This is a genomic window from Mesorhizobium sp. M0045, assembly GCF_040323385.1.
GTDB lineage: Bacteria > Pseudomonadota > Alphaproteobacteria > Rhizobiales > Rhizobiaceae > Mesorhizobium.
In genome coordinates, this window is the sequence record NZ_JAMYUY010000003.1 from 219700 (window position 1) to 241053 (window position 21354).

Here is a 21354-nt window from a genome sequence, read left to right on the forward strand (position 1 = left end):
TGCCGTTCTCCATAACAAATGATCCCAGGCCAACAGTCTGGGCCCGGCCCGACCGCGTCGGCGCGGCGGAACCTACGGTCGGCCGGCAAAAGTCAGAATTGGCAGATTTGACAATCTATGTGCCAGATTTGCCAGATCGTTTCTTCAGAGGCTGCTGGTTTGGATATCCGGGACCAGCGCCTTGAGCCGGACACGGCGCGACGGGTCGCGGCTTTGTGAAGCGCCGGCGGGTTGGCAAGGAGGCTATGCGTTTGACGTTGCCACGGCGCGACATAGGTTAGCCCAGTCGGCGGCTCCCATCCGCCCCAGCATGAATCACCATGGAGATCAGTCTTGCAGAAACGTCGTCTCGGTCGCACCGACCTATCCATCGCGCCATTGGTTCTGGGCGGCAATGTGTTTGGCTGGACCGCCGATGAGAAAACCTCGTTCGACCTGCTCGATGCCTTCATTGAGGCCGGTTTCAACGCCATCGACACGGCGGACTCCTATTCGCGCTGGATTGCCGGCCACCAGGGCGGCGAATCGGAAACCATCATCGGCAGATGGATGAAGAGCCGTGGCAACCGCGACAAGGTCGTCGTCATCACCAAGGTCGGCTCGGATATGGGACAGGGCAAGAGGGACCTTTCGGCCGCCTATATCGAAAAGGCCATCGATGCTTCGCTGACGCGGCTGCAGGTCGACAGCGTCGATCTCTATCTGTCGCACTGGCCCGACCCGGCGACCCCTTATGAGGAAACGCTCGGCGCTTACCAGAAACTGCTCGACAAGGGCAAAATCCGTTATGCCGGCGCTTCCAACCTCGACGCCGCCCAGTTACGCGCCGCACTCGACGTGGCAAGCCTGCGCGGCCTGCCGCGCTACGAGGTGCTGCAGCCGGAATACAACCTCTACGACCGCTCGTCCTTCGATGGTCCGCTGCGCGATCTGTGCGTGGCCGAGGACATCGGCGTCATCACCTATTTCAGCCTCGCCAAGGGATTTTTGAGCGGCAAGTACCGCAGCGAGTCCGACCTCGGCAAAAGCCCGCGCGGTGGCGGTGTGAAAGGCTATCTCAACACGCGCGGCATGCGCATCCTCTCAGCGCTCGATGCCGTGTCGGCCAGACATTCGGCCACGCCGGCGGAAGTGGCGCTTGCCTGGGTGATGGCGCGGCCCGGCGTCACCGCTCCGATCGCCAGCGCGACGACGCTCGACCAGCTCGACAGCCTGGTGCGGGCCGCGTCGTTGCAGCTCAGCCCGGACGATATCGCCGAGCTCGACAAGGGCAGCGCATAGCCGCGCACCATCGTTCAAGACCCGCTCCGCTGCCTTGCCCTACCGTCCCTGCATCGTCACAGGATGCCGGGACGCCGCATGGCCGGACAGGGTCTTCTCGATCAGCAGCTATGGCAGCAATTGCTGGCGCTTGTGCTGGCATCGGCCATCGTTATGGGCAGTCCGGGGCCGGCGACGATAAGTGTCACCGCGATCGGCGCCGCGTTCGGCCTGCGCGATTCGCTCCGTTATGCCTCGGGAATCGTTGTCGGCACGGTCCTCGTGCTTTTGGTGGTGGCGACGGGCATCATGGCCGTTCTCACCGCGCTGCCGAAGCTCGCAGCTCTGTTGGCGGTCGCCTCGGCAGCCTACATCCTCTATCTGGCGTTCAAGATAGCGACGGCGCCGCCACTGGCGGCACGCGTCGGTAGGGCAGCGCTTCCCACTTTCCTTGGCGGGTTCCTTCTGGCCGTTGCCAATCCGAAAGCCTATGTGGCGATTGCCGCCGTGTTTGCTGGCGCGTCGTCCGGCACCGGCGGTCTTGCTATTTCAGCCAAGCTGGCGGTCCTCGCCTTGATGATCGTTGCCATTCATCTCTTGTGGCTTCTCGCCGGCGCGGCGTTTGCACGTTTGCTGCGCAAACCGCTGGCGTCGCGGATCATCAATCTGGTGTTTGCCGTGACGCTGATTGCAACAGCCGCCCTGGCTGTCTTGCCGTGAGCCCTTCTGGCATTCGCGGCGGGGTGTCTCAGCCTTTCAACTCACGTTTCGCGTCCAGCTCACCAAGCCTTTTCACCGCCGTCGGCGGCATCGGCGGCGGGTTCGGCGTCTGCGACGCCTCGACGAGGAGCTGGTCGCAGGCGGCTTCCGTCTCGCCGATCAGCCGGTGCATGAATTCTTCCTTGCCGAGGCCCGGCGGGATCGGCGGCAGGAAGCGCGCCTTGATCGTACCGGGATAGCGCAGGAATTTGCGGCGCGGCCAATAGAGGCCGGCGACGTGAGCGACGGGCACCACTGGAATGCCAAGTTGCGCATAAAGTTCGACGATGCCGTATTTGTAGACCGGTTCGTCACCCGGCGCACGGCGCGTGCCCTCGGGATAGATGATGAGCTGGCGCGGATTGCGCGCCAATTCCTGTTTGGTCGCGGCGATCACCATCTTCAATGCCTTCGAGCGGCTGCCGCGATCGACCGGAATCATCCGCATCTTCAAGATGTACCAACCGAAGAACGGGATCCAGGTCAGCTCCCGCTTCAATATGTAAACGGGATCGTCGAGATACGGCAGGAAAGCGATCGTGTCCCAGAAGGACTGGTGCTTCGGCGCCAGGATGAAGGAGCCTTCAGGCAGGTTTTCCAGGCCGGTGATCTCACTTCTGGTGCCGGCGATCTTGTCGTAGAGCCACATGCTGGTGCGCGACCAGAATTTCGGCACAAACCAGGCGCGATGGCGCGGCGACAGGAAATAATACGGAGTCCAGAGGATCATCTGGACGATCAAGTTGAGATAGAAGGCGAGATTGAACGCCAGCGAGCGGAAATAGAGCATACAGCAAGTGCCCGGTGAGGAGGTGTGCGTTGGTTACACCAAGCGCCGGCAAAAAGGAAACGCTGCAGTGGCCGGCAATGAGCCGGTGTCCGCTCCTTTGCTCTGGATTTACCACGTCGACTGTGCCAGCCGCTGCTTCAGGCGCGGGGCGGCGAAATCGAGAAACGCACGCAGTTTCACTGGCAGCAGACCCTGGCCGGCATGCACGAGACTCACCGGCCATGGGTCCGGCTCAAACTCCTGCAACACCGGGCGCAACGTACCAGACCGGACGGCGGGGGCGATCTGGTAGGAAAGCAGCCTCGTCACGCCGACGCCGGCAATCGCCGCATCGATTGCTGCCTCAGCCGTGTTGACCCGTAACCTGGAGCGGACCGGCACGCTGAATTCAGCCTTGCCGGTGGCGAAGCTCCAACTGGCGGCGGTGAGCCCTTCGAAGGTGATTGCACTGTGTCCTGCAAGTTCTTGCGGCGTTTTCGGTGTGCCGTGGTCGGCTAGATAGGCCGGGCTCGCGCAAACGACGCGACGGATTGAACCCAGGCGGGTGGCGATCAGGCTCGAATCGGCAAGCTCGCCGATGCGGATGGCGAGGTCGATGTGCTCTTCGATCAGCTGGGTTATCCGGTCGGCGAGTGTCAGCCGCACACTTACCTCGGGATAGACGGAGAGGAAGCCGGTGACGACCGGCAGCACATGCAGGCGGCCGAAGACGATCGGCGCAGTGACGATCAGTTCGCCGGTCGGGGCGCTGTATTCGCCGGCGGCCATTCGCTCGGCCTCGCCGATCTCATCGAGAATGCGACGACAGGCGGCGAGATAGGCGTGGCCCGCATCGGTCAGCGACAGCTGCCGTGCCGAGCGGTTCAACAGCCGTGTCTTCAGGTGCTTTTCCAGGTCCGAAACCTTGCGGCTGACCGTCGTCAGCGGAATGCCGAAGCGACGCCCGGCAGCCGAGAGGCTGCCTGTCTCCGCCGCGGCAACGAAAAGCGACATGGACTGGAGGCGATCCATAGCTCTACCGAAAATTTGCCCTTCCGAAAAACGGAAGGATAGGTTGCAGATATGGCATCTGCATCTCGAAGACGGAAGGCCCTATTCTCGTAAGCGAACAATGCAGCGCAGTCGGCGCCTAAGGAGATCTTCATGAACGCTCACACCAGCGATGTCGCCTTCACCCCGACGGTGAAGGCGATCCAGGCCCGCAAGGGCTCGCGCCAGGCCTATGCCCGTGTCGAGGAGCGTGGCGGCTGGCAGGCGGCAATCACGCCCGATCTCGCCGCCTTCATCGAGGCGCAGACCAGCGTCTTTCTGTCGACCGCCAATGCGGACGGGCAGCCTTACATCCAGCATCGCGGCGGGCCTGCCGGTTTCCTCAAGGTGCTCGACGAATGGACGATCGGCTTTGCCGATTTTTCCGGCAACAGGCAGTTCATCACCCAGGGCAACCTCAGCGACAACCCACAGGCTTTCCTGTTTCTGATCGATTATGCGCACCGGCAGCGCATCAAGATCTGGGGCAAAGCGCAAGTCGTCGAGGGCGATGCCGAGCTGACGGCAAAGCTGATGCCGCAAGACTATAGGGCGCGACCCGAGCAGGTTATCCTGTTTACGGTTTCGGCTTGGGATTCAAATTGTTCGCAGCACATCCCGCAGCGTTTCGAAGCGGCCGACGTGGCGGCGGCGCTGGGCGAACGCGACAAGCGCATCGAACGGCTCGAACAGGAGATCGCACGCTTGCGATCGGATGCAGCAGCCAGGGGATAAGAGCCAGGGGATAAAAAGTGCCGGTGCCGTTCAGCTTCCGCCTGCGGCGTCGGCCAGCGCGACGCTCTCGGTTTGCTTCACCGGCATGATGCCGCGCGCCAGCGCCAGCAGGTATTTGTTATATTCGGTGAACAGCACACGCAGCGCTTCCGGCTTGGTCAGCCAGCCGCCATTCTCGAGGTTGGTGTTGACCACCGGATAGGGCTCGAGCCTTGCGCCGTGCAGCAGCCGGCCCATTTCCAGCAGGCTGCGCGGCATGTGATAATTGTTGGTGACGAGAATGACCGTGCCGTAGGCATGGTCCTCGACCCATTTGGCGCTTTCCTCGGCATTGCCGATCGTGTCGAGCGCAGCGCGGTCGATGTCGACGCAGCATGAAAACAGCCTCTTGTCGCCGCCGGTCGCGGCTTGAAGCTGGCGGCGGCTGGCGGAAGGATGGACGCCGCTGATCAGCAGCCGCTCGCCCTTGCCTGACGCAAGCAGGCCCATAGCAGCGTCGAGTCGCGACTGGCCGCCGGTCAGCACGATGATAGCGTCTGCCCTTGCCGGATTGGCGGGCGTCGTCAGACGGCTGACGGTATTGGCGAACCAGCCGAAGCCGGCAACAAACAACGCCACAAGGGCGAGCAGAAGGAGAGCCGAGAGGCGCAAGGAGCGGGCTGCCAGCAGCCGCCCATGTTTGGCGGATTGATCCGGCTTGGCATATTCATCAGGCCCGGCGAATTCATGCGGACGCGCAACCAGCACTGGCATGCACCCAGCGGTATCGGTCGAGTCCCGAACGTCCATCATGAAATGGTTAATCCCGAAATACGGCCTTTGGTAGGAAAAAAATGCAATTTTCGTGACGAGGCGTTTTCATCCGTGATCGATCTTTACTTTAGCCGGCGTCCGGCTGGCGAATATCGATGTCGCTGAGATAGGTAACCACGGTGAAATGGGAGGTTGCCGCCGTCAGCGCGCCGATCACCAGCACCATGACAGCGACCCCGAGATAACCCGCCGAGCCGATGGCGAAATTACCGAACAGGGCGGTCGCCTGGTCGGCCTGCGGTGTCGCCATATTGCGTGACGACCACCAGGAGAAGGCGATGAAGACGAGGATCGCCGCGGCGCCGCCCGCCGCGGCGCCCTTCATGCCGGTGACCAGAAAATGCCGGCGGAATTCGCGCGCGATGAAGCGCGCCTCGGCGCCGACGAAATGCAGCACCTCGATGATGTGACCATTGCCGGCCATGGCGCCGCGCGTCGCGAATACAACGGTCAGCACCGTCGCAGACAGCATCAGCGCCAGCACTGCGATACCGATCGTTACGGTGGTGCGGGCCATGGCAACCAGCCGGTCGACCCAGGTGCGATGATCGTCGAGCGAGGCGCTCGGCAGCTTCGGCGTGATTGCCGCACGCAGTGCGGCGAAATCGGGCGGACTGTTCTCGTCAATAGTGATGATGATCAGGCGCGGTACCGGCAGCTCATCGATGTTCAGGCCCGAGCCTAGCCAAGGCTCGAGCAGTCGGGCCGTTGCTTCGCGATCGACGATCCTGGCGCTTTTCACGCCAGGGAACTCGCCGGCGATCTGCGAGGCAAGCGCAAGTGCGGCCTCCATGTCGAGGCCGTCGACGGGCTTGATCTGGATGGTCGCTTCGCGCGAGATCTGATTCTCCCAGACGGAGGCGGTGTCACGCACCAGCGTGACTGCGCCAAACGTCAGGCAGGACAGAAACGTCATGATGGCGATGACCAGCACCAGCGCCCGGCCGGCGATGTTCTGCGCCGGCACGATCGGCGCCATCTTGCGCTGGACGCGGGGCTTTGCCGCCGCGGCGTCCTGACCCTCGAAATGTTCTACGGAGAGCTCAGTCATAGATGTCCAGCCTTCCGCCGGCCAGGATCATTCGCCGTGCGTCGACCTGTTCCATCAGGCCGAGGTCGTGGGTGGCGATCACCACGGCTGTCCCCAGCCGGTTGAGCTCGATGAACAACCGCAGCAAGCGTCGCGCCAGCGGCGGGTCGACATTGCCGGTCGGCTCGTCGGCGAGCAGGATCTCGGGCTGCTCGATCAACGCCCGGGCGATGGCGGCGCGCTGCTTCTCGCCGCCAGACAGCACCGGCGGCAGCACATGCATGCGCTCGCCGAGGCCGACCCATTTCAGCAACTCGGTGACGTCGGTGCGGTAGGTCGCCTCCTCGCGGCCGCGCACGCGTAGCGGCAAGGCCACGTTCTCATAGGTGGTCATATGGTCGAGCAGGCGAAAATCCTGGAACACCACGCCGATGCGCCGTCTCAGATGCGGCAATTCGGTGCGCGAGATGCGCGAACGGTCCTTGCCGAAAATGGTGATCAGGCCGCGCGTCGGCTTCAGCGACATGAACAAAAGCCGCAGCAACGTCGTCTTGCCGGCGCCTGAAGGTCCGCTCAGGAACTGAAAGGAGCGCTCCGGAATGTGCAAGGAGATGTCGCGGAGAATCTCCGGACCCATGCCATAGCGGAGGCCGACATTTTCGAAGCGGATCACTTTCGACGACCTGAAATTCTTGGCGGCGAGATGCCAGCCCTTTCTGTGGTAAGACCATCGGCCGGCATGGTTAACCGACGGTTAATTTGGCGGCTTTTCGAGCGAGTCACAGGGGTCCCGGTGGGGAAGCGTTAACCATTTCCGTTTACCCAAAAGAAACGAACAGCGAACAGGTGCTGTAGTGTCAGGCCATGATGGCTGAGGATCGAACCGCGCGCCCGGTTTCCGGCGAAATCATGACCGATCCGGCCGCCGGGCCGGAACGCATCATGCACGAGGTGACCGCCGACGTCATCGATGCCGACTATGAGGTGCTGCCCCGCCATTTTACACGTCCAGACTTTGCGCCGCCGCCTTCGCGCATGATTTCCACGCCTCCGATCGAAGGCATGGATATGTTGCGCAAGCCCGAAACCGCCGTCGAACGGCCGTTGTGGGTGCACGGTGGGCCGATCTTCTGGATTATCGGCGTCGGTGCCGCCTTTGCCGCCTTCTGGATGTCGGGCGGCCATGCGCTGGTTCGTTAGAACGGCGCCAGAAAATCAACAGGTCACCAGGTAAACGATTCGCGACGCGCTGGGGGCATCCGACGGTTCGCGGGCGTCCTGCGAAAGATTTGGCCTTGCCAGCCGGCTCGACATGCCTAGAAACGGGGTTGAAGACCGTTTTCGGTCGGCTTCGCCTACACGGCGATCATTTCTGGAAGGGCAGCCAATGCCAGTTGTGCGCGGCAAGGACATCGAAGTCCTGTTTTCAGCGTCCGCCATTGCGCGGCGGAACCTGGAACTTGCCAAGGAGATCGCCGGGCACGACTACCACGACCTTCTGGTAATCTCGGTGCTGAAGGGATCATTCATCTTCGCCGCCGATCTTATCCGTGCCATGCACGATGTCGGCCTGTCGCCGGAGGTCGAGTTCATCTTCATCTCCAGCTATGGCGCCGGCACGACCAGCGGTGAGGTGAGGGTGCTGCGCGACATCGACAACGAGGTCGCCGGTCGCGACGTGCTTCTCATCGACGACATTCTGGAATCCGGCAAAACGCTGAGTTTCACCCGCGACCTCATGCTTTCGCGCGGCGCCAGGAGCTGTGCCATCGCCGTGCTGCTCGACAAGCGCATGCGCCGCCAGACCACGCTCAACGCCGACTATGTCGGCTTCGACTGCCCCGATTATTTCGTCGTCGGCTATGGCATGGACGTCGCCCACGCGTTTCGCGAATTGCCGTTCGTCGGCATCGTCAAGGGCGACGCCTAGTTGGGTTGTCGCCGCTCGCGGTTCAGGAAACATCAACTTTTCCTCGCCAAATATCCTGCCCATGGCAAAGCTCCTGATCGTCGAGGACGATGAATCCGTCCGCAGCCTCGCCGCCCGTGCGCTCGAACGCGCCGGGCATAATGTCACTGTTGCCGCCGATGGCGCGCACGGTCTTTCTCTGATCGGGGCGGCGCAGGGGGGCTACGACCTTGTGCTGTCCGACATCCGCATGCCCGAGATGGACGGCATCGAGATGGCCAAGGCGGCAGTGGCGCTGTTCCCGGCGGTGAAGATCGTGCTGATGACCGGCTATGCCGACCAACGCGAGCGCGCCGAGGAATTGGACGGCATTATTCTCGACGTCGTGCAAAAACCGTTCGCGCTGGCTGAAATCCGCGCCCGCGTCGAACAGGCGCTCGCCTGCTTCGCCTAAAGCCTAAGGTCGACCGCCTTCAGGCAGGGTCGCCGGTCGCCGCAATGGCTGGCTCGCCGCTCCGGCGCCGGCCGGCATTGAGCGCAAAAAGCCCGGCGCCGATGATGAGGGCTGCGCCGGCCGCCGTCGCTGGTCGCGGCATTTCGGCAAAGAACAGAAAACCCCATAGCGGCGACCAGATGATACCGGTGTATTCGAAGGTGGCGACGCTGTTGGCGGGCGCCAGCCGGTAGGCCTGCGACAACAGGATCATTCCGGCCGACGCAACGAAGCCGCATGCCCCCATCTTGAGGAGATCCGGCGTCGCCGGCCAGACCCATGGCCGGACGAGGAATTCGAGGCTCGGATGCACGGCGTGGTCAATGCCTGCCAGCCAAAACAATGCCGCCACCACGGCCGCGCCGACCAGATAGGCGCCGTTCTGATAGAACGCCATGACGGTCGAGGATTCGGTGTCGCCGATCTTGCGCGCCATCAGCTGCGAGAAACCGTAGAGCAGAGCCGAACCTAGCGACAGCAGCGCCGCCCAGTCGAACAAGCCGGCGCCTGGGCGCACCATCACCAGCACGCCGAGCATGCCGACCAGGACGGTGGCGAGCGCCTGCCAGGACACGCGTTCGCCGAGATAGGGGCCGGCCAGCGCCATGATGAACAGCGGCGCCATGAAATAGAGCGCCACCGCGTCAGCCAGCGGCAGGGCGGCGATTGCCAGATAGTAGGCCGTGTAGGAGGTGAACTGGATGAAGGCGCGCATCGTCAGCATGCCGAACCGCTTCGACAGGATTGCCTGCAATCCGACATCGGCGTGGACGAGGAAAACCAGGATCGGCAAGGCGACGATCGAGCGGATCGCCATCACCTCGGTGACCGGATAGTGGCTCGACACCGCCTTGACCAGCGGGTCCTGCAGCGAAAAGACCAGTACGCCGAGACAGAGGCTGAGGATGCCGAGCACAAGCCGATTCTGCATAGGCGCTCCTGTCCCCGCGTGCGCGGCCGAACGCAGGCCTGCATCCGGGTAAAAAGAACCCGCCGCCATTTCGGGCAGCGGGTACGAGTGAGGACTTTTGATTGGTCCGCGGCCGATTTCGCGGCCGCATATCCAATGGGTAAGGCGAACTATCGTCCGCCGTTTGACATGTTGCAAACGAATTGGAATGATGCCAGCAATCAGATTTTCTTATGGTGGGCACATGCGACCCAATCTCGACAGCGACCTGTTGCGAACCTTCGTGGCGGTCGCCGACAGTGGCAATTTCACCAAGGCGGCGGAGCGGGCCGGCCGCACCCAGTCGGCGGTCTCGATGCAGATGAAGAAGCTTGAAGGAATGATCGGCGACAGCCTGTTCGAGCGCGGCTCTCGTGGTGTGGCGCTGACACGGCGCGGCGCCGAGCTCATCGCCAACGCCAGGCGCATCGTTTCACTGCTCGACGAGACGGCGGCATCGATGGTCGCGGCGCCGCTTGGCGGGCCGGTGCGCATCGGTATCCCGGAGGAATATGGCCACGCGATCCTGTCGCGCGCGCTCGGCGCCTTTGCCAAGCGCCATCCTCAGGTCGACATCACCGTCCGCTACGCGCATTCCGGTGCGCAGATCGCGGCGCTCGCCGCTGGCGAGCTCGATCTGGCGGTGGTGTTCGAATGGCAGGATCTGTCGGGCGGTGAGGTGCTGATGCATGACCCGACCGTATGGGTGACGTCAGAGCTGCATCACATGCATGAGGAGCGGCCGGTGCCGATCGCGCTCTACAACCGTGCCGGTTGGTGCAAGGATTTCGCGATAAAGTCGCTGGAACAGCGCGATCTCGCTTATCGTGTCGCCTACACCAGCGATACCAATGGCGGCCTGCGGCTCGCCGTCACCTCCGGGCTGGCGATTGCGCCGATCTCGCGCAGCAACATCCCGGCCGGCTGCCGCGAGCTTACGACCGCCGACGGGTTCGGCGACATCGATTCCTCGAACGTGGTGCTGCGGCGCAACCCGAACGCTTCCGGCGAGGCCATCGACGGCATGGAAGAGGCGATCCGCGAGGCTTTCACCAACCGTTAAAGAATGCCGCTCAGTCCGGCGGTGGCGGCCAGCACGGACCGCGCGCGGCGATCTTCCGAATACAGGCAGCCTTACTTCAGCTCCAGGAGCCGCTCCAGATAGCTGCGCTCGATATCGGGGCTGAGTGCATTGCCGAGCCGCTTGCGGATCGCTTCGAGGATTTGGCGGGCACGCTGCACGTCGATCTCGTCAGGCACTCTCACCGAACTCCCGTCATCGGGACCCTCGCTGGTGCGGGGCCGCCCGAGCGGGTCACGGTCGGCATTCTGCTGTCGTCCGCCCTGGCCGTTGCCGCCCTGGTCGCCTTGCATCGCCTGCAATTGCTTCATCATGTCCTTGGCGCCCCTGCGCAAGGCTTCCAATGCGCGGCCCTGGTGACCGACGGCCTGGTCGCCTTCGCCCTCGCCGAGCGCCTGTTCGGCATTGCCCATGGATTTGCCGGCCTCGCCAAACCCCTCATTGGGGTCGAGGCCCATGCCTTCGAGGCTCTTCCTCAATTGATCGAGCTCGCTCTGCAGCTTGCCCTGGCCTTCCTGCAACTGCTTCATCGCATCGGCGAATTCCTGCGGCGTCATCTGCCCCGGCCGGCCGAGCGGATCGCGGTCGTCGCCCAGGCCGGGCTTGCCCTGTTCGCCCATCGGGCCCGGCTCACCGTTCTCGCCGAGCTGCTCGTCGCGGTTCTGCCCGCGCTGTTGCTGGCCACGCTGCATCTGGTCCATGCGGAAGGTGTCGTTCATCATCTCCTGCTGGCGCCGCATGATCTCGCCCAGCTTATCCATCTGCTGACGCATCTCGCTGTCCTGTTGACCGCCTTGTTGCTGGCGGCCTGCCTGCAGATTGTTCATCATGTCCTGCAGCTCAGACAGCAATTGCTGCGCCTGGTCGCGATTGCCGGATTTCGCCAGGTTCTCGATCTGGTCCATCATGCGGTCGATGTCGCTCTGGCGCAGTTCCCGGCCGTTCTGCTGCATCTGTGGCGCATTCGGATTCTGCTGCGCCCGCGCCGTGAATTCCTGCAGGAACTGGTTCATCGCCTCGCGCAGTTCCTTCATCGCCTTCTCGATCTCCTGGTCGCTGGCGCCGTTCTTGATCGCATCCTGCAGCGCCTGCTGCGCCTGGCGCAGCCGCTTCTCGGCCGCCGACAGATTGCCTTCCTCGATGCCGAGCGCGATCTCCCAGAGGTAAGCGACCTCGTCGCGCAATTGATCGTCGCTGCCGGCCATCTTCAGCCGGGTGCGGGCGCTCATGATGGCGAGGTAGTGCGTCATGTTGTCGAACGTGTCTTCGGGCCTGAGCGTGATCGCATCCATCAGGTCGAGCACGCGGTCCTTGGCATAGGCGTCGAGCGCCAGCATGCGGCGCTGCTCGACCACGGCCCGCGCCAACGGGTTGGAGAATGGCCGCTCCGGCATCACCAGCGTCTTGGTTTCGCTGGTCGCCGTATGTCCGGCACCGTCGGTGGCGACAAGCGACAGCTTGACGTTGCCACCGGCCCAGGCATGGTCGGTCAGGTCCTTCGTCGTCTTAGCGGCATTGGCCTTGCCGCCGCGGCGCGGCAACGTCAGCGGCATTTCCGGCGGGCCATAGAGCGGATGCGCGTTGGGCGCCTGCGGATCGGCCAATGCGAAAACCGCCTTGGCGGAGGCCGCGCCATAGTCGTCGTCGATCTGGTAGTTGAGTTCGAAGGCGCCGTTGACGGCGCGCTTCGGCTCGCCGACAAAGCGGATCTGCGGCGGCTTGTCGGGAATTATGGCGAAGGCCCAGCGGCCGAGCTCGCCGTCGCCGGACTGCAGCGTCAGCGTGCCGTCGGCCGTCAACTTGCCGCTGAACTGGCGCACGGTGGAAGGCGTTGCCGGAGCTGTCTCAGTCTTGGCGGCTTGCGGCCCGGTCGGATCGATGGCGCGGGTGTTGCCGCCGGTGTCGGCGTAGCTCAGCGTTTCCTCGCCCGAACCGCCGGTGACGCGCAGCGACACATCGCTGCCCTCCGGAACGGTGAAGGTCGGCGCCGCTTGAGTGGCGTTGTTGGCAAGGACTGGGGCGTTCAGGAATATCGGCGGCCTGCCGGTATAGGCCGGCGGCGTCACCCAGGCATCAATGCGCGGCGGCACGACGTCGCGGGCGGTACGGGCAACAAAGCCGTCGCCCAGCCTGCCGCCCGACGGCCCGAAGGAGAAGGCAAAGGCAGTGACCAACAAAAGCGCCGCAACGGCGCGCAACGCCCACGGGTCGCGTTCCGGCACGCGTGTGCGCGGCACGTCGCCGCCAAGCTCGCCCAGCCGGTCAGCCATGCGCCGCTGATGCTCGCGCCACAGGGCTTGCGAAAAAATGCTTTCCTTGCCGCTCGGACGATCGGTCTGGACCTGCACCGGGCTGTGCAGGAGCCGGTTGGCCGCCTCGATGCGGCGGTCGACCTCGGCACTGGATGGCGTGCGGAAGAAACGCAGCGGATAGAGTGCGGCAAGCGCTGCGACGCCGAATGCCGTGATAAGACCGATCCGCGCCAGATCGGGCAAAAATGGGAACAGGCCGAGCCACGAAATGCTGAGGAACAGGCTGGCGACGATGATCAGCGGCAGCAGCAATGGCCAGCCGCGTTCGACGATTATCGAGACCTGCGTCCCCAGCCGGCTCAAGGCAAGGCGCCTGGCCAGACTGCGATCGCTGGTGAAAATGGGTCGTTGCGTCATCGGCCCTTCCTGGCCGGGCGGGATAGCCCAGGCCTCACGAGTCTATCGCATGGGCCCGAAAAGTCGATTTCCGGGAAGCACGATGCGAAGACCTAAAATCTTAGCGCGTACTTCGTGCGTCCAAGCGGATGCACATCGCCCTAAGGATACCAACAAACACGGCGAAGGCGAGGCGGTTCCCCAAAACGTGAACAATAATGCCCCGGATATTGTCAGAATTTCGCCGGATTGGCGTTTGCGCCGCAGACCAGTACGGCAACGCGCTCGCCTCTAGCCGGTGCGTAGCGGCCGGACAGGAGCGCCGCGAAGGCGGCCGCACCGCCCGGCTCGGAGATGATTCGCACGCGGTCCCACAGCGCCGCCTGGGCGGCGACAATGTCGTCGTCGCCGACCAGGATCGAGCGCTCGACGAATGCCTCGGCGATAGGAAACATCATTTCGCCGACACGCTTTGGCGCGAGCGAATCGGCGGCGACGCCCTCAGCCGGCGCGTCGACGGGTCGGCCCGCCGCGAACGCGCGATGAAGCGTCGGCGCACCCTCCGGCTCGACCGCGATGATCCTGATGCGGCCGGAAAACCAGGCGGCGATGCCGCCGATCAGGCCGCCGCCGCCGACAGCGACCAGCAGGGTGTCGAGCTCCGGCAGGTCGGCCTCGATTTCGAGGCCGAGCGTGCCCTGCCCGACCAGCGTCTCCTCCTGGTTGAAGGCGTGGATCTGCAGGGCGCCGGATTTTTCGGCGAAGCTCTCGCTGGCGGCCAGCGCCTCGGCATAACGGGCGCCGCCGACGATCAGCTCGGCGCCGTAGCCGCGGATGCGGTCCAGCTTGGCCTGCGGGCTCACTTCGGGAACAAAGATGGTCGCCTTGTGGCCGAGTCGCATGGCGGCATAGGCGACGGCGGCGCCGTGATTGCCGCCCGATGCGGCGACGACGCCGGCCGCAGGAACCGGCCGTTCGAGGAGATTGGTGAACGCACCACGCGCCTTGAACGAGCCGGAATGCTGCAAGCACTCAAGCTTCAGGTCGACCGGCAGAGGCGGACGGCCGAAATCGGCCATGTCGACGCGCAGCACCGGCGTGTGGCGCACGAAGGGCCGGATGCGTGGTTCCATCGCCGCAATGCGCTCGCGTGTGATCGTGTGGCCGTGCAGCATGCATTCACTCCCAGGGCTGACATTCAGAGTTGACATTACTTAGTAACTTGGCAAAGTAGCTAAATGCAAGAGGTCGATGTCTTCAAAGCGATTGCCAACGAGCGCAGGCTGCAGATCCTCGATTGGCTCAAGGACCCGCGCGCGCATTTTCCGCCGCAGGCGGACGGCGATCTGGTCGACGACGGAGTCTGCGCGCTGCTGATCGCGGAAAAGCTGGGGATCACCCAGGCGACGCTCAGCGAACATATGCGTGTGCTGACCCAGGCAGGGCTTTTGCGCAGCAAGCGCATCAAGCAGTGGACATTCTATCGCCGGAACGAGAACAGGATCGCCGAAACCAGGGCGCTCATTCAGCACCGCCTGTAGCTGCAGAGTTCTACTCCAACCAGTCCGGCACCGAATCCAGTCCGATCAGCTCGTCATAGGTCTGGCGCGGGCGCACAACGTGGAAGCGGTCGCCGTCGACCAGCACTTCCGGTACCAGCAGCCTGGTATTGTAGGTGCCGGCCTGGACGGCGCCATAGGCGCCGGCGGTGGCGACAGCGATCAGGTCGCCGGATTTCAGCCGGGGCAGGTCACGGTCGAGCCCGAGATAGTCGCCGGTCTCGCAAACCGGGCCGACGACATCGACCTTCATGCGCGGTGCTGCGGCCGGCTGCTGCGCCACCGGCTTGATGTCGTGGAAAGCGTCGTAAAGCGTCGGCCGGATCAGGTCGTTCATCGCGGCGTCGACGACGAGGAAGTTCTTGGCGTCGCCCTCCTTCACGAAGATCACCGCCGAGACCAGGATGCCGGCATTGCCGACGATCAGCCGGCCTGGCTCGAACATCACTTTCAGCCCGAGCTCGGCGACATGCTTTCTGACGATCCGGGCATAGGCATCGGGCAAAGGCGGCGGGTTGTTGTCGACGCGGTAGGGAATGCCAAGGCCGCCGCCGACATCGATGTGCTCGATGGCATGACCGTCGGAGCGCAGGGCGCCGACCAGCTCCACCAGCAGCGCAAAGGCCTCGTCGAAGGGCTGCAATTCGGTGATCTGGCTGCCGATATGGGTGTCTATGCCGGTGACCTTGATGCCCGGCAGCTCAGCCGCGCGGGCATAAACCTTTCGTGCCTGCTGCCAGGGAATGCCGAACTTGTTCTCGGCCTTCCCAGTCGAAATTTTGTTGTGCGTCCTGGCGTCGACATCCGGATTGATGCGCAGCGAGATCGGCGCGATCTTGCCCAGCGCGGTCGCGCGGGCCGACAGCAGCTCCAGCTCCGGTTCGGATTCGACGTTGAAACAGAGAATGCCGGCCGAGAGCGCAAAATCCATTTCGCGCCCGGTCTTGCCGACGCCCGAAAACAGGATCTTGCTTGCCGGAATGCCGGCCGCCAAAGCGCGGCGCAATTCGCCCTCCGAGACCACGTCGGCGCCGGCGCCGAGTCTTGCCAACACCTTCAGCACGGCCTGGTTCGAATTCGCCTTCATGGCATAGCAGACGAGGGCGTCGAGCCCGGCAAAGGCCTCTGTGAAGACGCGAAAATGCCTGGTCAGCGTCGCCGTCGAATAACAATAGAACGGCGTGCCGACGCTGGCGGCGATGTCTGATATCGCCACGTCCTCGGCATGCAGCGCGCCGTCGCGGTAGTCGAAATGGTTCACGAGATTGGTCCGAAAAATCAGAGCAGCGGGTCGAGGATGAATTTCTTGTCCTCAACAGGTTTTTCCGGCTCCGGCGGCAAAGGTTGCTTGGCCTTCTCGGCGTCCTTGCGGGCCTGCACGGCGGCCGCGTAGGGCGTATCGAGCGCAGCCTTCCTGCCGCAGGCCGCAACGGTGGCCATTGCTGCCAACAGCGTCAGCGTCACCAAAATCCTGCTTTCGGTCATCGTGCCATCCGTCCGAAACTGTTGCCCGCAGCCGCTTCTAGCCGAGTTTTGCGGCCATTGCACCCCGCGTCTTACGCTTTGGCGAGTCGCTTTTTCCAGTAGCGGATCTGCTTGCGCACCTCGGACGGCGCGGTGCCGCCGAAGCTCGTGCGGCTCTTTACAGAATTCTGCACGGCAAGAACCGAAAACACGTCGGCGCTGATACCGGGGTGAATGGACTGCAGATCCTCCAGCGAAAGCCTGTCGAGCCCGATCTTCCTGTCGTCGGCCAGCGCCACCGCCCGGCCAGTGATATGGTGCGCCTCGCGGAACGGCAGGCCGAGCGTGCGCACCAGCCAGTCGGCGAGGTCGGTCGCAGTCGAATAGCCGGCGCCGGCAGCCTTTTTCATCGCCGCAGTGTTCACCGTCATGTCGCGCACCATGCCGGTCATTGCCGCCAGCATCAGGTCGAGCGTCTCGGCCGCGTCGAAGACGGATTCCTTGTCTTCCTGCATGTCCTTGCCATAGGTCAGCGGCATGCCCTTCATTACTGTCAGCAAGCCGACGAGGTGCCCGGTGACGCGGCCGGTCTTGCCGCGCACCAGTTCGGCAGCGTCGGGATTCTTCTTCTGCGGCATGATCGACGAACCCGTCGAGAAACTATCCGACAGCCTGACGAAGCCGAATTGCGGCGTCGACCAGATGATGATCTCTTCAGCCAGTCGCGACAGATGCGTCGCGCAGATCGCTGCTACGCCCAGGAACTCGAGCGCGAAATCGCGATCCGAAACGCTGTCGAGCGAATTGCGCATCGGCTCGCGGAAGCCAAGCGCCTTCGCTGTCTCGTGCCTGTCAATCGGAAAGCTGGTGCCGGCAAGGGCGGCAGCGCCGAGCGGGCTTTCATCCATACGCTCAATCGCATCGCGGACGCGAGACAGGTCGCGCGCAAACATCTCGACATAGGCCATGCAGTGATGGCCGAAGGTCACCGGCTGCGCCGCCTGCATGTGGGTGAAGCCCGGCATCACCGTTGCCGCATGCTCCTCGGCGCGATCCAGGAACGCCGTGATCAGGCCCTTCAGCGCCTCGGCGACGCGAAAGCACTCGTCCTTGACCCACAGCCTGAGGTCGACCGCCACCTGGTCATTGCGCGAGCGGGCGGTATGCAGGCGGCCAGCTGCGGGCCCGATCAAATCGGCCAGACGGGCCTCGATATTCATGTGGATGTCTTCCAGCCTGGTGGAGAACTCGAATGTGCCGGTCTCGATCTCTGCCAGGATCGTGTTCAGCCCGTGAGTGATTTTTTCTTGATCGGCCGCCGAAATAATGCCCGTTTGCGCCAGCATCTGGCAATGGGCGATCGAGCCGCGAATATCCTGCGCATAGAGTTTGCGGTCGAACGAGATCGACGCGTTGATCGCTTCCATGATTGCGGCCGGACCCGAGGCAAAACGTCCGCCCCACATCTGGTTGCTGGCCTTCTTGTCGTTCATCGCTATAACCCGTGCTCCGGAGCAGTTTTTCAAAAATGGCAGACGGCAATAGATTTTTCCCGGCTTTGCGTCTCATCCTCGCCGCTTTGGTTGCGGGCGTGCTGGCCGGCGCGGTCGCGGTATATGTCAGGGAAAGCAGTTCTGGCAACAAGGCGCCCGCGCCAGTGGCCGCCGGCGGCGGCAAGGACGACGCCGCCTGCGTCGCCAAGACCGACCGTGCCAAGAAGATCGCCGCCGCTGCTACCGGCCAGGTTGCCGCGCTTTTGCCGGCGGATCCGCCGCAATCGCTGAAAAGCCTTACCTTCAACGGCCCCAACGGCAAGCCGACGACGATCGCCGATCATGCAGGCAAGACGGTGCTGCTCAATCTGTGGGCGACATGGTGTGCACCTTGCCGCGCCGAAATGCCGGCGCTCGATGCGCTGCAGAAGGAGATGGGCAGCGATGCGTTTCAGGTTATTGCCGTCAACGTCGATGCCGGCGACGATGCCAAACCGAAGAAATTCCTGGAGGACACCGGCGTCAAGTCGCTCGGCTACTATCGCGATGCCACGATGGCGCTGTTCAACGACGTCAAGACGCGCGGCCTGGCGCTAGGTCTGCCCGTCACCATGCTGATCGATGGGCAAGGCTGCCTCATCGCCCATATGAACGGCCCGGCCGAATGGTCGGGGCCGGATGCCAAGCGTCTGGTCGAGGCGGCGCTTCAGCCGGGATAGGCTCAGACCGTGCGCAGGCGCGGCTTGAGCACGGCAATGCTTGCGCCGCGTCGGCTGGCTGTGCGGATTGCCGGAGCAGCCACGCCCGTCAGTTCGCCGAACGTCTCGATCGGAGCCGGTTTGCCGAGGTAATAGCCTTGCCCGATCTCGCAAGCCTCGGCGTCCAAGAACCTCAATTCACCCGGCGTCTCGATGCCCTCCGCAAGGACCGGTAGGCCGAGACCGCGTCCAAGCCCCAGCACGGCGCGGACGATCGCCGCGAACTGGGCGTTCTTGTCGACCGATTTGATGAACGAGCCGTCGATCTTGATCTTGTCGAAGGGAAAGGCGCTAAGGTTGGACAGCGAAGAGTAGCCGGTGCCAAAATCGTCCATCGCTACATGCACGCCAAGCGCCTTGACCTGCCTCAACGCCGCCAGTGCGCGGGGCATATCCTTCACCAGGGCTGTTTCGGTAATCTCCAGTTCCAGCCTGCCGGGTGCGAGGCCCGACCTCGCCAGTGCGTCATGCACCTTGCGGCTGAAGTTCGGATTGTGAAGCTGCACGGCGGAGACGTTGACGGCGACCATCAGCGGATTTGTCCAGCGAGCAGCATCGTTACAAGCCGTCGTCAGCACCCAGTCGCCGATCTGGGCGATCGCGCCACTGTCTTCGGCTACGGGGATGAAAACAGCCGGAGAAATGTCACCCCGCTCAGGGTGCTGCCACCGGACCAGGGCTTCGAAGCCGATCATCCTGCCGCCGCGGATTTCCTTCTGAGGCTGGTAGACGAGGTGGAACTCCTTGCGGGCGATGGCCTGGCGCAATTCATGCTCCATCACGCGCTTGTCGCGGGCCGCGGTGCCCATGGCTATCTCGAAAAACCGGTAAGTGTCCCTGCCTTCGGTTTTGGCGCGATGGAGTGCCGTGTCGGCGTGGCTGATCAGGCCGGCCTGGTCTTCGGCATCCAGCGGAAAGAAGGCGATGCCGATGCTGGCCGAGACGAGGCCGGAGCCGACCGAAACCCTGTTTTCCTCGCGGATCGCCGCCAGCAAGTCCTCGGCTATCCGGCCTGCGGCCAGGGGGTCGGGGAGGTTCGGAGCTATGATGGCAAATTCGTCGCCGCCGAGACGCGCGAGCATCTGTCCGTGGCGCGGAATGCCGGAAATGCAGTGCGCGAGCTTCTGCAGCATCGCGTCACCGGCGCTGTGGCCGTAGAGGTCGTTGACTTGCTTGAACCGGTCGAGGTCAAGCAGCAGGAGCGCCAGATATCCATCCTTGCCGCCACGATCCATCGAGGCGAATTCTGCTTCCAGCCGGGAAGAAAAGCTCCGCCGATTGGCAAGCCCGGTAAGCGGATCGAAATGCGCGAGGCGGAGAATCTCTTCTTCTGCCTTCTTGCGCTCACGGATGTCGCGAACGGCAAGCACCGTATGAGGCCTGCCGCAGTAGGTGATCTTCCTGGCGATCAGCTCGACAGGAACTCTCGCGCCGTCGCTGCCCCTTAATGTTGCTTCCTGCGCCTGTTCGCCGAAGCCGGACATATCGGCTGCGCTCTGTCCCTCGAAAAGCTCGCCGAGTTGCATCGTGTTCAGGGTGGCTGTCGCTGTTCCGGTCAGCTTCGCCATACTGTCATTGGCACTGACGATGCGGGTGCCATCGCAAACGATCAGACCTTCCACCGCCGCGTTGGCGAGATCGTGCATGCGATCGGCCTCGAGCTTCTGGCGGCGAAAGCGCAGGTCGATCCACAGCGCCGCACCTGACAGCACAAGGATTACAAGGCTGGCGACCGCTGCGGCAAAGGCCTGGGAAATGGGCTCGACGGAATGTTCGGATATTTCAATCGAGGAATCCGGAATGATCGACACCGCGGTCATCGCGATGAAATGCAAGCTGCAAATGGCCAGCGTCAAAAGCGCGGCGCCGCCGAGAGTCGCGAGTGCTGACGGGCGGCGCAAGACGACCAGGAGCGCCAGTGCCGCAAGGGTCACTCCGGCCAGAAGCGATATCGCGACAAGGAGCAGGTTCCATACGACCCGGCCTTCGACCTCGAAAGCGGCCATGCCGATGTAGTGCATCGTCGCGATGGCGCCGCCGAGAATGGCGCCACCGACGAGGAAATGGTCGATGCCGCGCCGCAAGGTGGCGACCCACATCCCAAGCGCGGTCAGGATGACGGCGGCGGCAAGCGAAAAGGCGGATAATCCCGGATTGTATGCGTTCGGTATTCCCGGCGTAAACGCGGTCATGGCGATGAAATGCGTCGCCCATATGCCGAACCCGGTCGAGGCCGCGGCGATCATCAGCCAGACAAGCCGGTTTCGCTCGGTCGATCGGCCGACATGCTTAAGGAGATTAACCGCAGAGAAACAAGAAATTCCACAGACGAGTGCGGCGAGCGCAACCAGTCTCAGGTCGTGCTGATTTACGATACAATTATAGACCGTCAGCATCCTGGTCACTCGGTCAAAACTAACAGGGGAGGTGTGACGGATTAGCTCTTGGAGATTTTAACGAATAGTTAACCCGTAGGCCATGAGGCGGGTCTTTTCGGGGGAAAACCGATGCCGCTGCGCCGAAAAAGGCGGTGATGTCGTTTCTGACGCCCGGTTTCGGTAGCGAGTGCACTTTAGGAAGGAAT

The 21354-nt window shown here is 63.3% G+C and carries 21 protein-coding genes; 9 read left to right on the top strand and 12 right to left on the bottom strand.

All coding sequences use genetic code 11. The annotated features are described in order from the left end of the window. Positions 1-333 precede the first annotated feature (333 nt). Together NKJ72_RS06090 and NKJ72_RS06095 are read left to right on the top strand one after the other, a co-directional pair. Entirely contained in the window at positions 334-1281 is a 948-nt protein-coding gene (locus NKJ72_RS06090; protein ID WP_352476267.1) for an aldo/keto reductase, read from the top strand. 78 nt (positions 1282-1359) lie between these two features. Beyond that, on the top strand, positions 1360-1980 hold the full coding sequence (locus tag NKJ72_RS06095; protein WP_352476268.1) for a LysE family translocator: 621 nt from the start codon (positions 1360-1362) through the stop codon (positions 1978-1980). A 28-nt stretch (positions 1981-2008) separates the two neighbouring features. On the opposite strand, the gene NKJ72_RS06100 is transcribed toward NKJ72_RS06095, so the two are convergent. Both NKJ72_RS06100 and NKJ72_RS06105 read right to left on the bottom strand, forming a co-directional pair. After that, entirely contained in the window at positions 2009-2809 is an 801-nt protein-coding gene (locus NKJ72_RS06100; protein ID WP_254816648.1) for a lysophospholipid acyltransferase family protein, read from the bottom strand. Between the two features lie 108 nt (positions 2810-2917). Further along, on the bottom strand, positions 2918-3820 hold the full coding sequence (locus NKJ72_RS06105) for a LysR family transcriptional regulator (RefSeq protein WP_352476269.1): 903 nt from the start codon (positions 3818-3820) through the stop codon (positions 2918-2920). Positions 3821-3952: 132 nt separating this feature from the next. On the opposite strand from NKJ72_RS06105, the gene NKJ72_RS06110 reads away from it, so the two are divergent. Then, entirely contained in the window at positions 3953-4573 is a 621-nt protein-coding gene (locus tag NKJ72_RS06110) for a pyridoxamine 5'-phosphate oxidase family protein (protein WP_352476270.1), read from the top strand. 30 nt (positions 4574-4603) lie between these two features. On the opposite strand, the gene NKJ72_RS06115 is transcribed toward NKJ72_RS06110, so the two are convergent. From NKJ72_RS06115 to ftsE, 3 genes are all read right to left on the bottom strand, one after another. Then, positions 4604-5365: a YdcF family protein gene (locus NKJ72_RS06115; RefSeq protein ID WP_352476271.1), complete on the bottom strand. Its 762-nt coding sequence runs from the start codon at positions 5363-5365 to the stop codon at positions 4604-4606. Positions 5366-5453: 88 nt separating this feature from the next. Continuing rightward, the gene (locus NKJ72_RS06120) at positions 5454-6437 is read right to left on the bottom strand and encodes a cell division protein FtsX (RefSeq protein WP_254816652.1); all 984 of its coding nucleotides are present in this window, start codon (positions 6435-6437) and stop codon (positions 5454-5456) included. After that, positions 6430-7089, bottom strand: a complete 660-nt coding sequence (gene ftsE, locus NKJ72_RS06125) for a cell division ATP-binding protein FtsE (RefSeq protein ID WP_023677923.1) — start codon at positions 7087-7089, stop codon at positions 6430-6432. The genes NKJ72_RS06120 and ftsE overlap by 8 nt, the downstream gene beginning before the upstream one ends. A 236-nt stretch (positions 7090-7325) precedes the next feature. Here ftsE and NKJ72_RS06130 point away from each other — a divergent pair, with 236 nt between their 5' ends. The 3 genes from NKJ72_RS06130 to NKJ72_RS06140 all read left to right on the top strand — a co-directional run bounded on the left by NKJ72_RS06130 (position 7326) and on the right by NKJ72_RS06140 (position 8779). After that, positions 7326-7616, top strand: coding sequence for a hypothetical protein (locus tag NKJ72_RS06130; RefSeq protein WP_352476272.1), 291 nt, complete (start codon positions 7326-7328; stop codon positions 7614-7616). 187 nt (positions 7617-7803) lie between these two features. Further along, complete coding sequence (gene hpt, locus NKJ72_RS06135; RefSeq protein WP_254816654.1) at positions 7804-8346, top strand: hypoxanthine phosphoribosyltransferase; 543 nt, start codon at positions 7804-7806, stop codon at positions 8344-8346. A gap of 61 nt (positions 8347-8407) precedes the next feature. Continuing rightward, complete coding sequence (locus tag NKJ72_RS06140) at positions 8408-8779, top strand: response regulator (RefSeq protein ID WP_352476273.1); 372 nt, start codon at positions 8408-8410, stop codon at positions 8777-8779. 19 nt (positions 8780-8798) lie between these two features. Here the strand turns inward: NKJ72_RS06140 and NKJ72_RS06145 are convergent, their stop codons facing one another. Then, a complete protein-coding gene (locus NKJ72_RS06145) occupies positions 8799-9749 on the bottom strand; it encodes a DMT family transporter (RefSeq protein ID WP_352476274.1) in 951 nt (316 codons plus the stop codon). A 223-nt stretch (positions 9750-9972) separates the two neighbouring features. Between NKJ72_RS06145 and NKJ72_RS06150 the strand changes: the two genes are divergently transcribed. Further along, entirely contained in the window at positions 9973-10830 is an 858-nt protein-coding gene (locus NKJ72_RS06150; RefSeq protein ID WP_352476275.1) for a LysR family transcriptional regulator, read from the top strand. Positions 10831-10901: 71 nt separating this feature from the next. Here the strand turns inward: NKJ72_RS06150 and NKJ72_RS06155 are convergent, their stop codons facing one another. Together NKJ72_RS06155 and NKJ72_RS06160 are read right to left on the bottom strand one after the other, a co-directional pair. Continuing rightward, positions 10902-13517 (bottom strand): TIGR02302 family protein, encoded by a 2616-nt coding sequence (locus tag NKJ72_RS06155; RefSeq protein ID WP_352476276.1) that lies wholly within the window; start codon positions 13515-13517, stop codon positions 10902-10904. A gap of 212 nt (positions 13518-13729) precedes the next feature. Continuing rightward, complete coding sequence (locus NKJ72_RS06160) at positions 13730-14671, bottom strand: threonine/serine dehydratase (RefSeq protein ID WP_352476277.1); 942 nt, start codon at positions 14669-14671, stop codon at positions 13730-13732. 63 nt (positions 14672-14734) lie between these two features. Between NKJ72_RS06160 and NKJ72_RS06165 the strand changes: the two genes are divergently transcribed. Next, positions 14735-15037: an ArsR/SmtB family transcription factor gene (locus NKJ72_RS06165; protein WP_254816660.1), complete on the top strand. Its 303-nt coding sequence runs from the start codon at positions 14735-14737 to the stop codon at positions 15035-15037. 10 nt (positions 15038-15047) lie between these two features. Here NKJ72_RS06165 and lysA read toward each other — a convergent pair whose 3' ends face one another. The 3 genes from lysA to argH form a co-directional block, all read right to left on the bottom strand. Beyond that, positions 15048-16316, bottom strand: a complete 1269-nt coding sequence (gene lysA, locus NKJ72_RS06170) for a diaminopimelate decarboxylase (protein WP_352476278.1) — start codon at positions 16314-16316, stop codon at positions 15048-15050. Positions 16317-16333: 17 nt separating this feature from the next. Next, complete coding sequence (locus NKJ72_RS06175) at positions 16334-16540, bottom strand: hypothetical protein (protein WP_352476279.1); 207 nt, start codon at positions 16538-16540, stop codon at positions 16334-16336. Between the two features lie 71 nt (positions 16541-16611). Then, positions 16612-18012, bottom strand: coding sequence for an argininosuccinate lyase (gene argH, locus NKJ72_RS06180; protein ID WP_254816662.1), 1401 nt, complete (start codon positions 18010-18012; stop codon positions 16612-16614). A 35-nt stretch (positions 18013-18047) separates the two neighbouring features. On the opposite strand from argH, the gene tlpA reads away from it, so the two are divergent. Next, positions 18048-18731, top strand: a complete 684-nt coding sequence (gene tlpA / locus NKJ72_RS06185; RefSeq protein WP_352476280.1) for a thiol:disulfide interchange protein TlpA — start codon at positions 18048-18050, stop codon at positions 18729-18731. 2 nt (positions 18732-18733) lie between these two features. On the opposite strand, the gene NKJ72_RS06190 is transcribed toward tlpA, so the two are convergent. Then, the gene (locus NKJ72_RS06190) at positions 18734-21166 is read right to left on the bottom strand and encodes a bifunctional diguanylate cyclase/phosphodiesterase (protein ID WP_352476281.1); all 2433 of its coding nucleotides are present in this window, start codon (positions 21164-21166) and stop codon (positions 18734-18736) included. Between the last annotated feature and the right edge of the window lie 188 nt (positions 21167-21354).

Bases quoted from the DNA above. Each gene is read 5' to 3' on its own strand.
- NKJ72_RS06095 (WP_352476268.1), top strand. From the start codon at position 1,360: ATGGCCGGACAGGGTCTTCTCGATCAGCAGCTATGGCAGCAATTGCTG.
- NKJ72_RS06100 (WP_254816648.1), bottom strand. From the start codon at position 2,809: ATGCTCTATTTCCGCTCGCTGGCGTTCAATCTCGCCTTCTATCTCAAC.
- NKJ72_RS06105 (WP_352476269.1), bottom strand. From the start codon at position 3,820: ATGGATCGCCTCCAGTCCATGTCGCTTTTCGTTGCCGCGGCGGAGACA.
- NKJ72_RS06110 (WP_352476270.1), top strand. From the start codon at position 3,953: ATGAACGCTCACACCAGCGATGTCGCCTTCACCCCGACGGTGAAGGCG.
- NKJ72_RS06115 (WP_352476271.1), bottom strand. From the start codon at position 5,365: ATGATGGACGTTCGGGACTCGACCGATACCGCTGGGTGCATGCCAGTG.
- NKJ72_RS06120 (WP_254816652.1), bottom strand. From the start codon at position 6,437: ATGACTGAGCTCTCCGTAGAACATTTCGAGGGTCAGGACGCCGCGGCG.
- NKJ72_RS06130 (WP_352476272.1), top strand. From the start codon at position 7,326: ATGACCGATCCGGCCGCCGGGCCGGAACGCATCATGCACGAGGTGACC.
- hpt (WP_254816654.1), top strand. From the start codon at position 7,804: ATGCCAGTTGTGCGCGGCAAGGACATCGAAGTCCTGTTTTCAGCGTCC.
- NKJ72_RS06140 (WP_352476273.1), top strand. From the start codon at position 8,408: ATGGCAAAGCTCCTGATCGTCGAGGACGATGAATCCGTCCGCAGCCTC.
- NKJ72_RS06145 (WP_352476274.1), bottom strand. From the start codon at position 9,749: ATGCAGAATCGGCTTGTGCTCGGCATCCTCAGCCTCTGTCTCGGCGTA.
- NKJ72_RS06150 (WP_352476275.1), top strand. From the start codon at position 9,973: ATGCGACCCAATCTCGACAGCGACCTGTTGCGAACCTTCGTGGCGGTC.
- NKJ72_RS06155 (WP_352476276.1), bottom strand. From the start codon at position 13,517: ATGACGCAACGACCCATTTTCACCAGCGATCGCAGTCTGGCCAGGCGC.
- NKJ72_RS06160 (WP_352476277.1), bottom strand. From the start codon at position 14,671: ATGCTGCACGGCCACACGATCACACGCGAGCGCATTGCGGCGATGGAA.
- NKJ72_RS06165 (WP_254816660.1), top strand. From the start codon at position 14,735: ATGCAAGAGGTCGATGTCTTCAAAGCGATTGCCAACGAGCGCAGGCTG.
- NKJ72_RS06175 (WP_352476279.1), bottom strand. From the start codon at position 16,540: ATGACCGAAAGCAGGATTTTGGTGACGCTGACGCTGTTGGCAGCAATG.
- argH (WP_254816662.1), bottom strand. From the start codon at position 18,012: ATGAACGACAAGAAGGCCAGCAACCAGATGTGGGGCGGACGTTTTGCC.
- tlpA (WP_352476280.1), top strand. From the start codon at position 18,048: ATGGCAGACGGCAATAGATTTTTCCCGGCTTTGCGTCTCATCCTCGCC.
- NKJ72_RS06190 (WP_352476281.1), bottom strand. From the start codon at position 21,166: ATGCTGACGGTCTATAATTGTATCGTAAATCAGCACGACCTGAGACTG.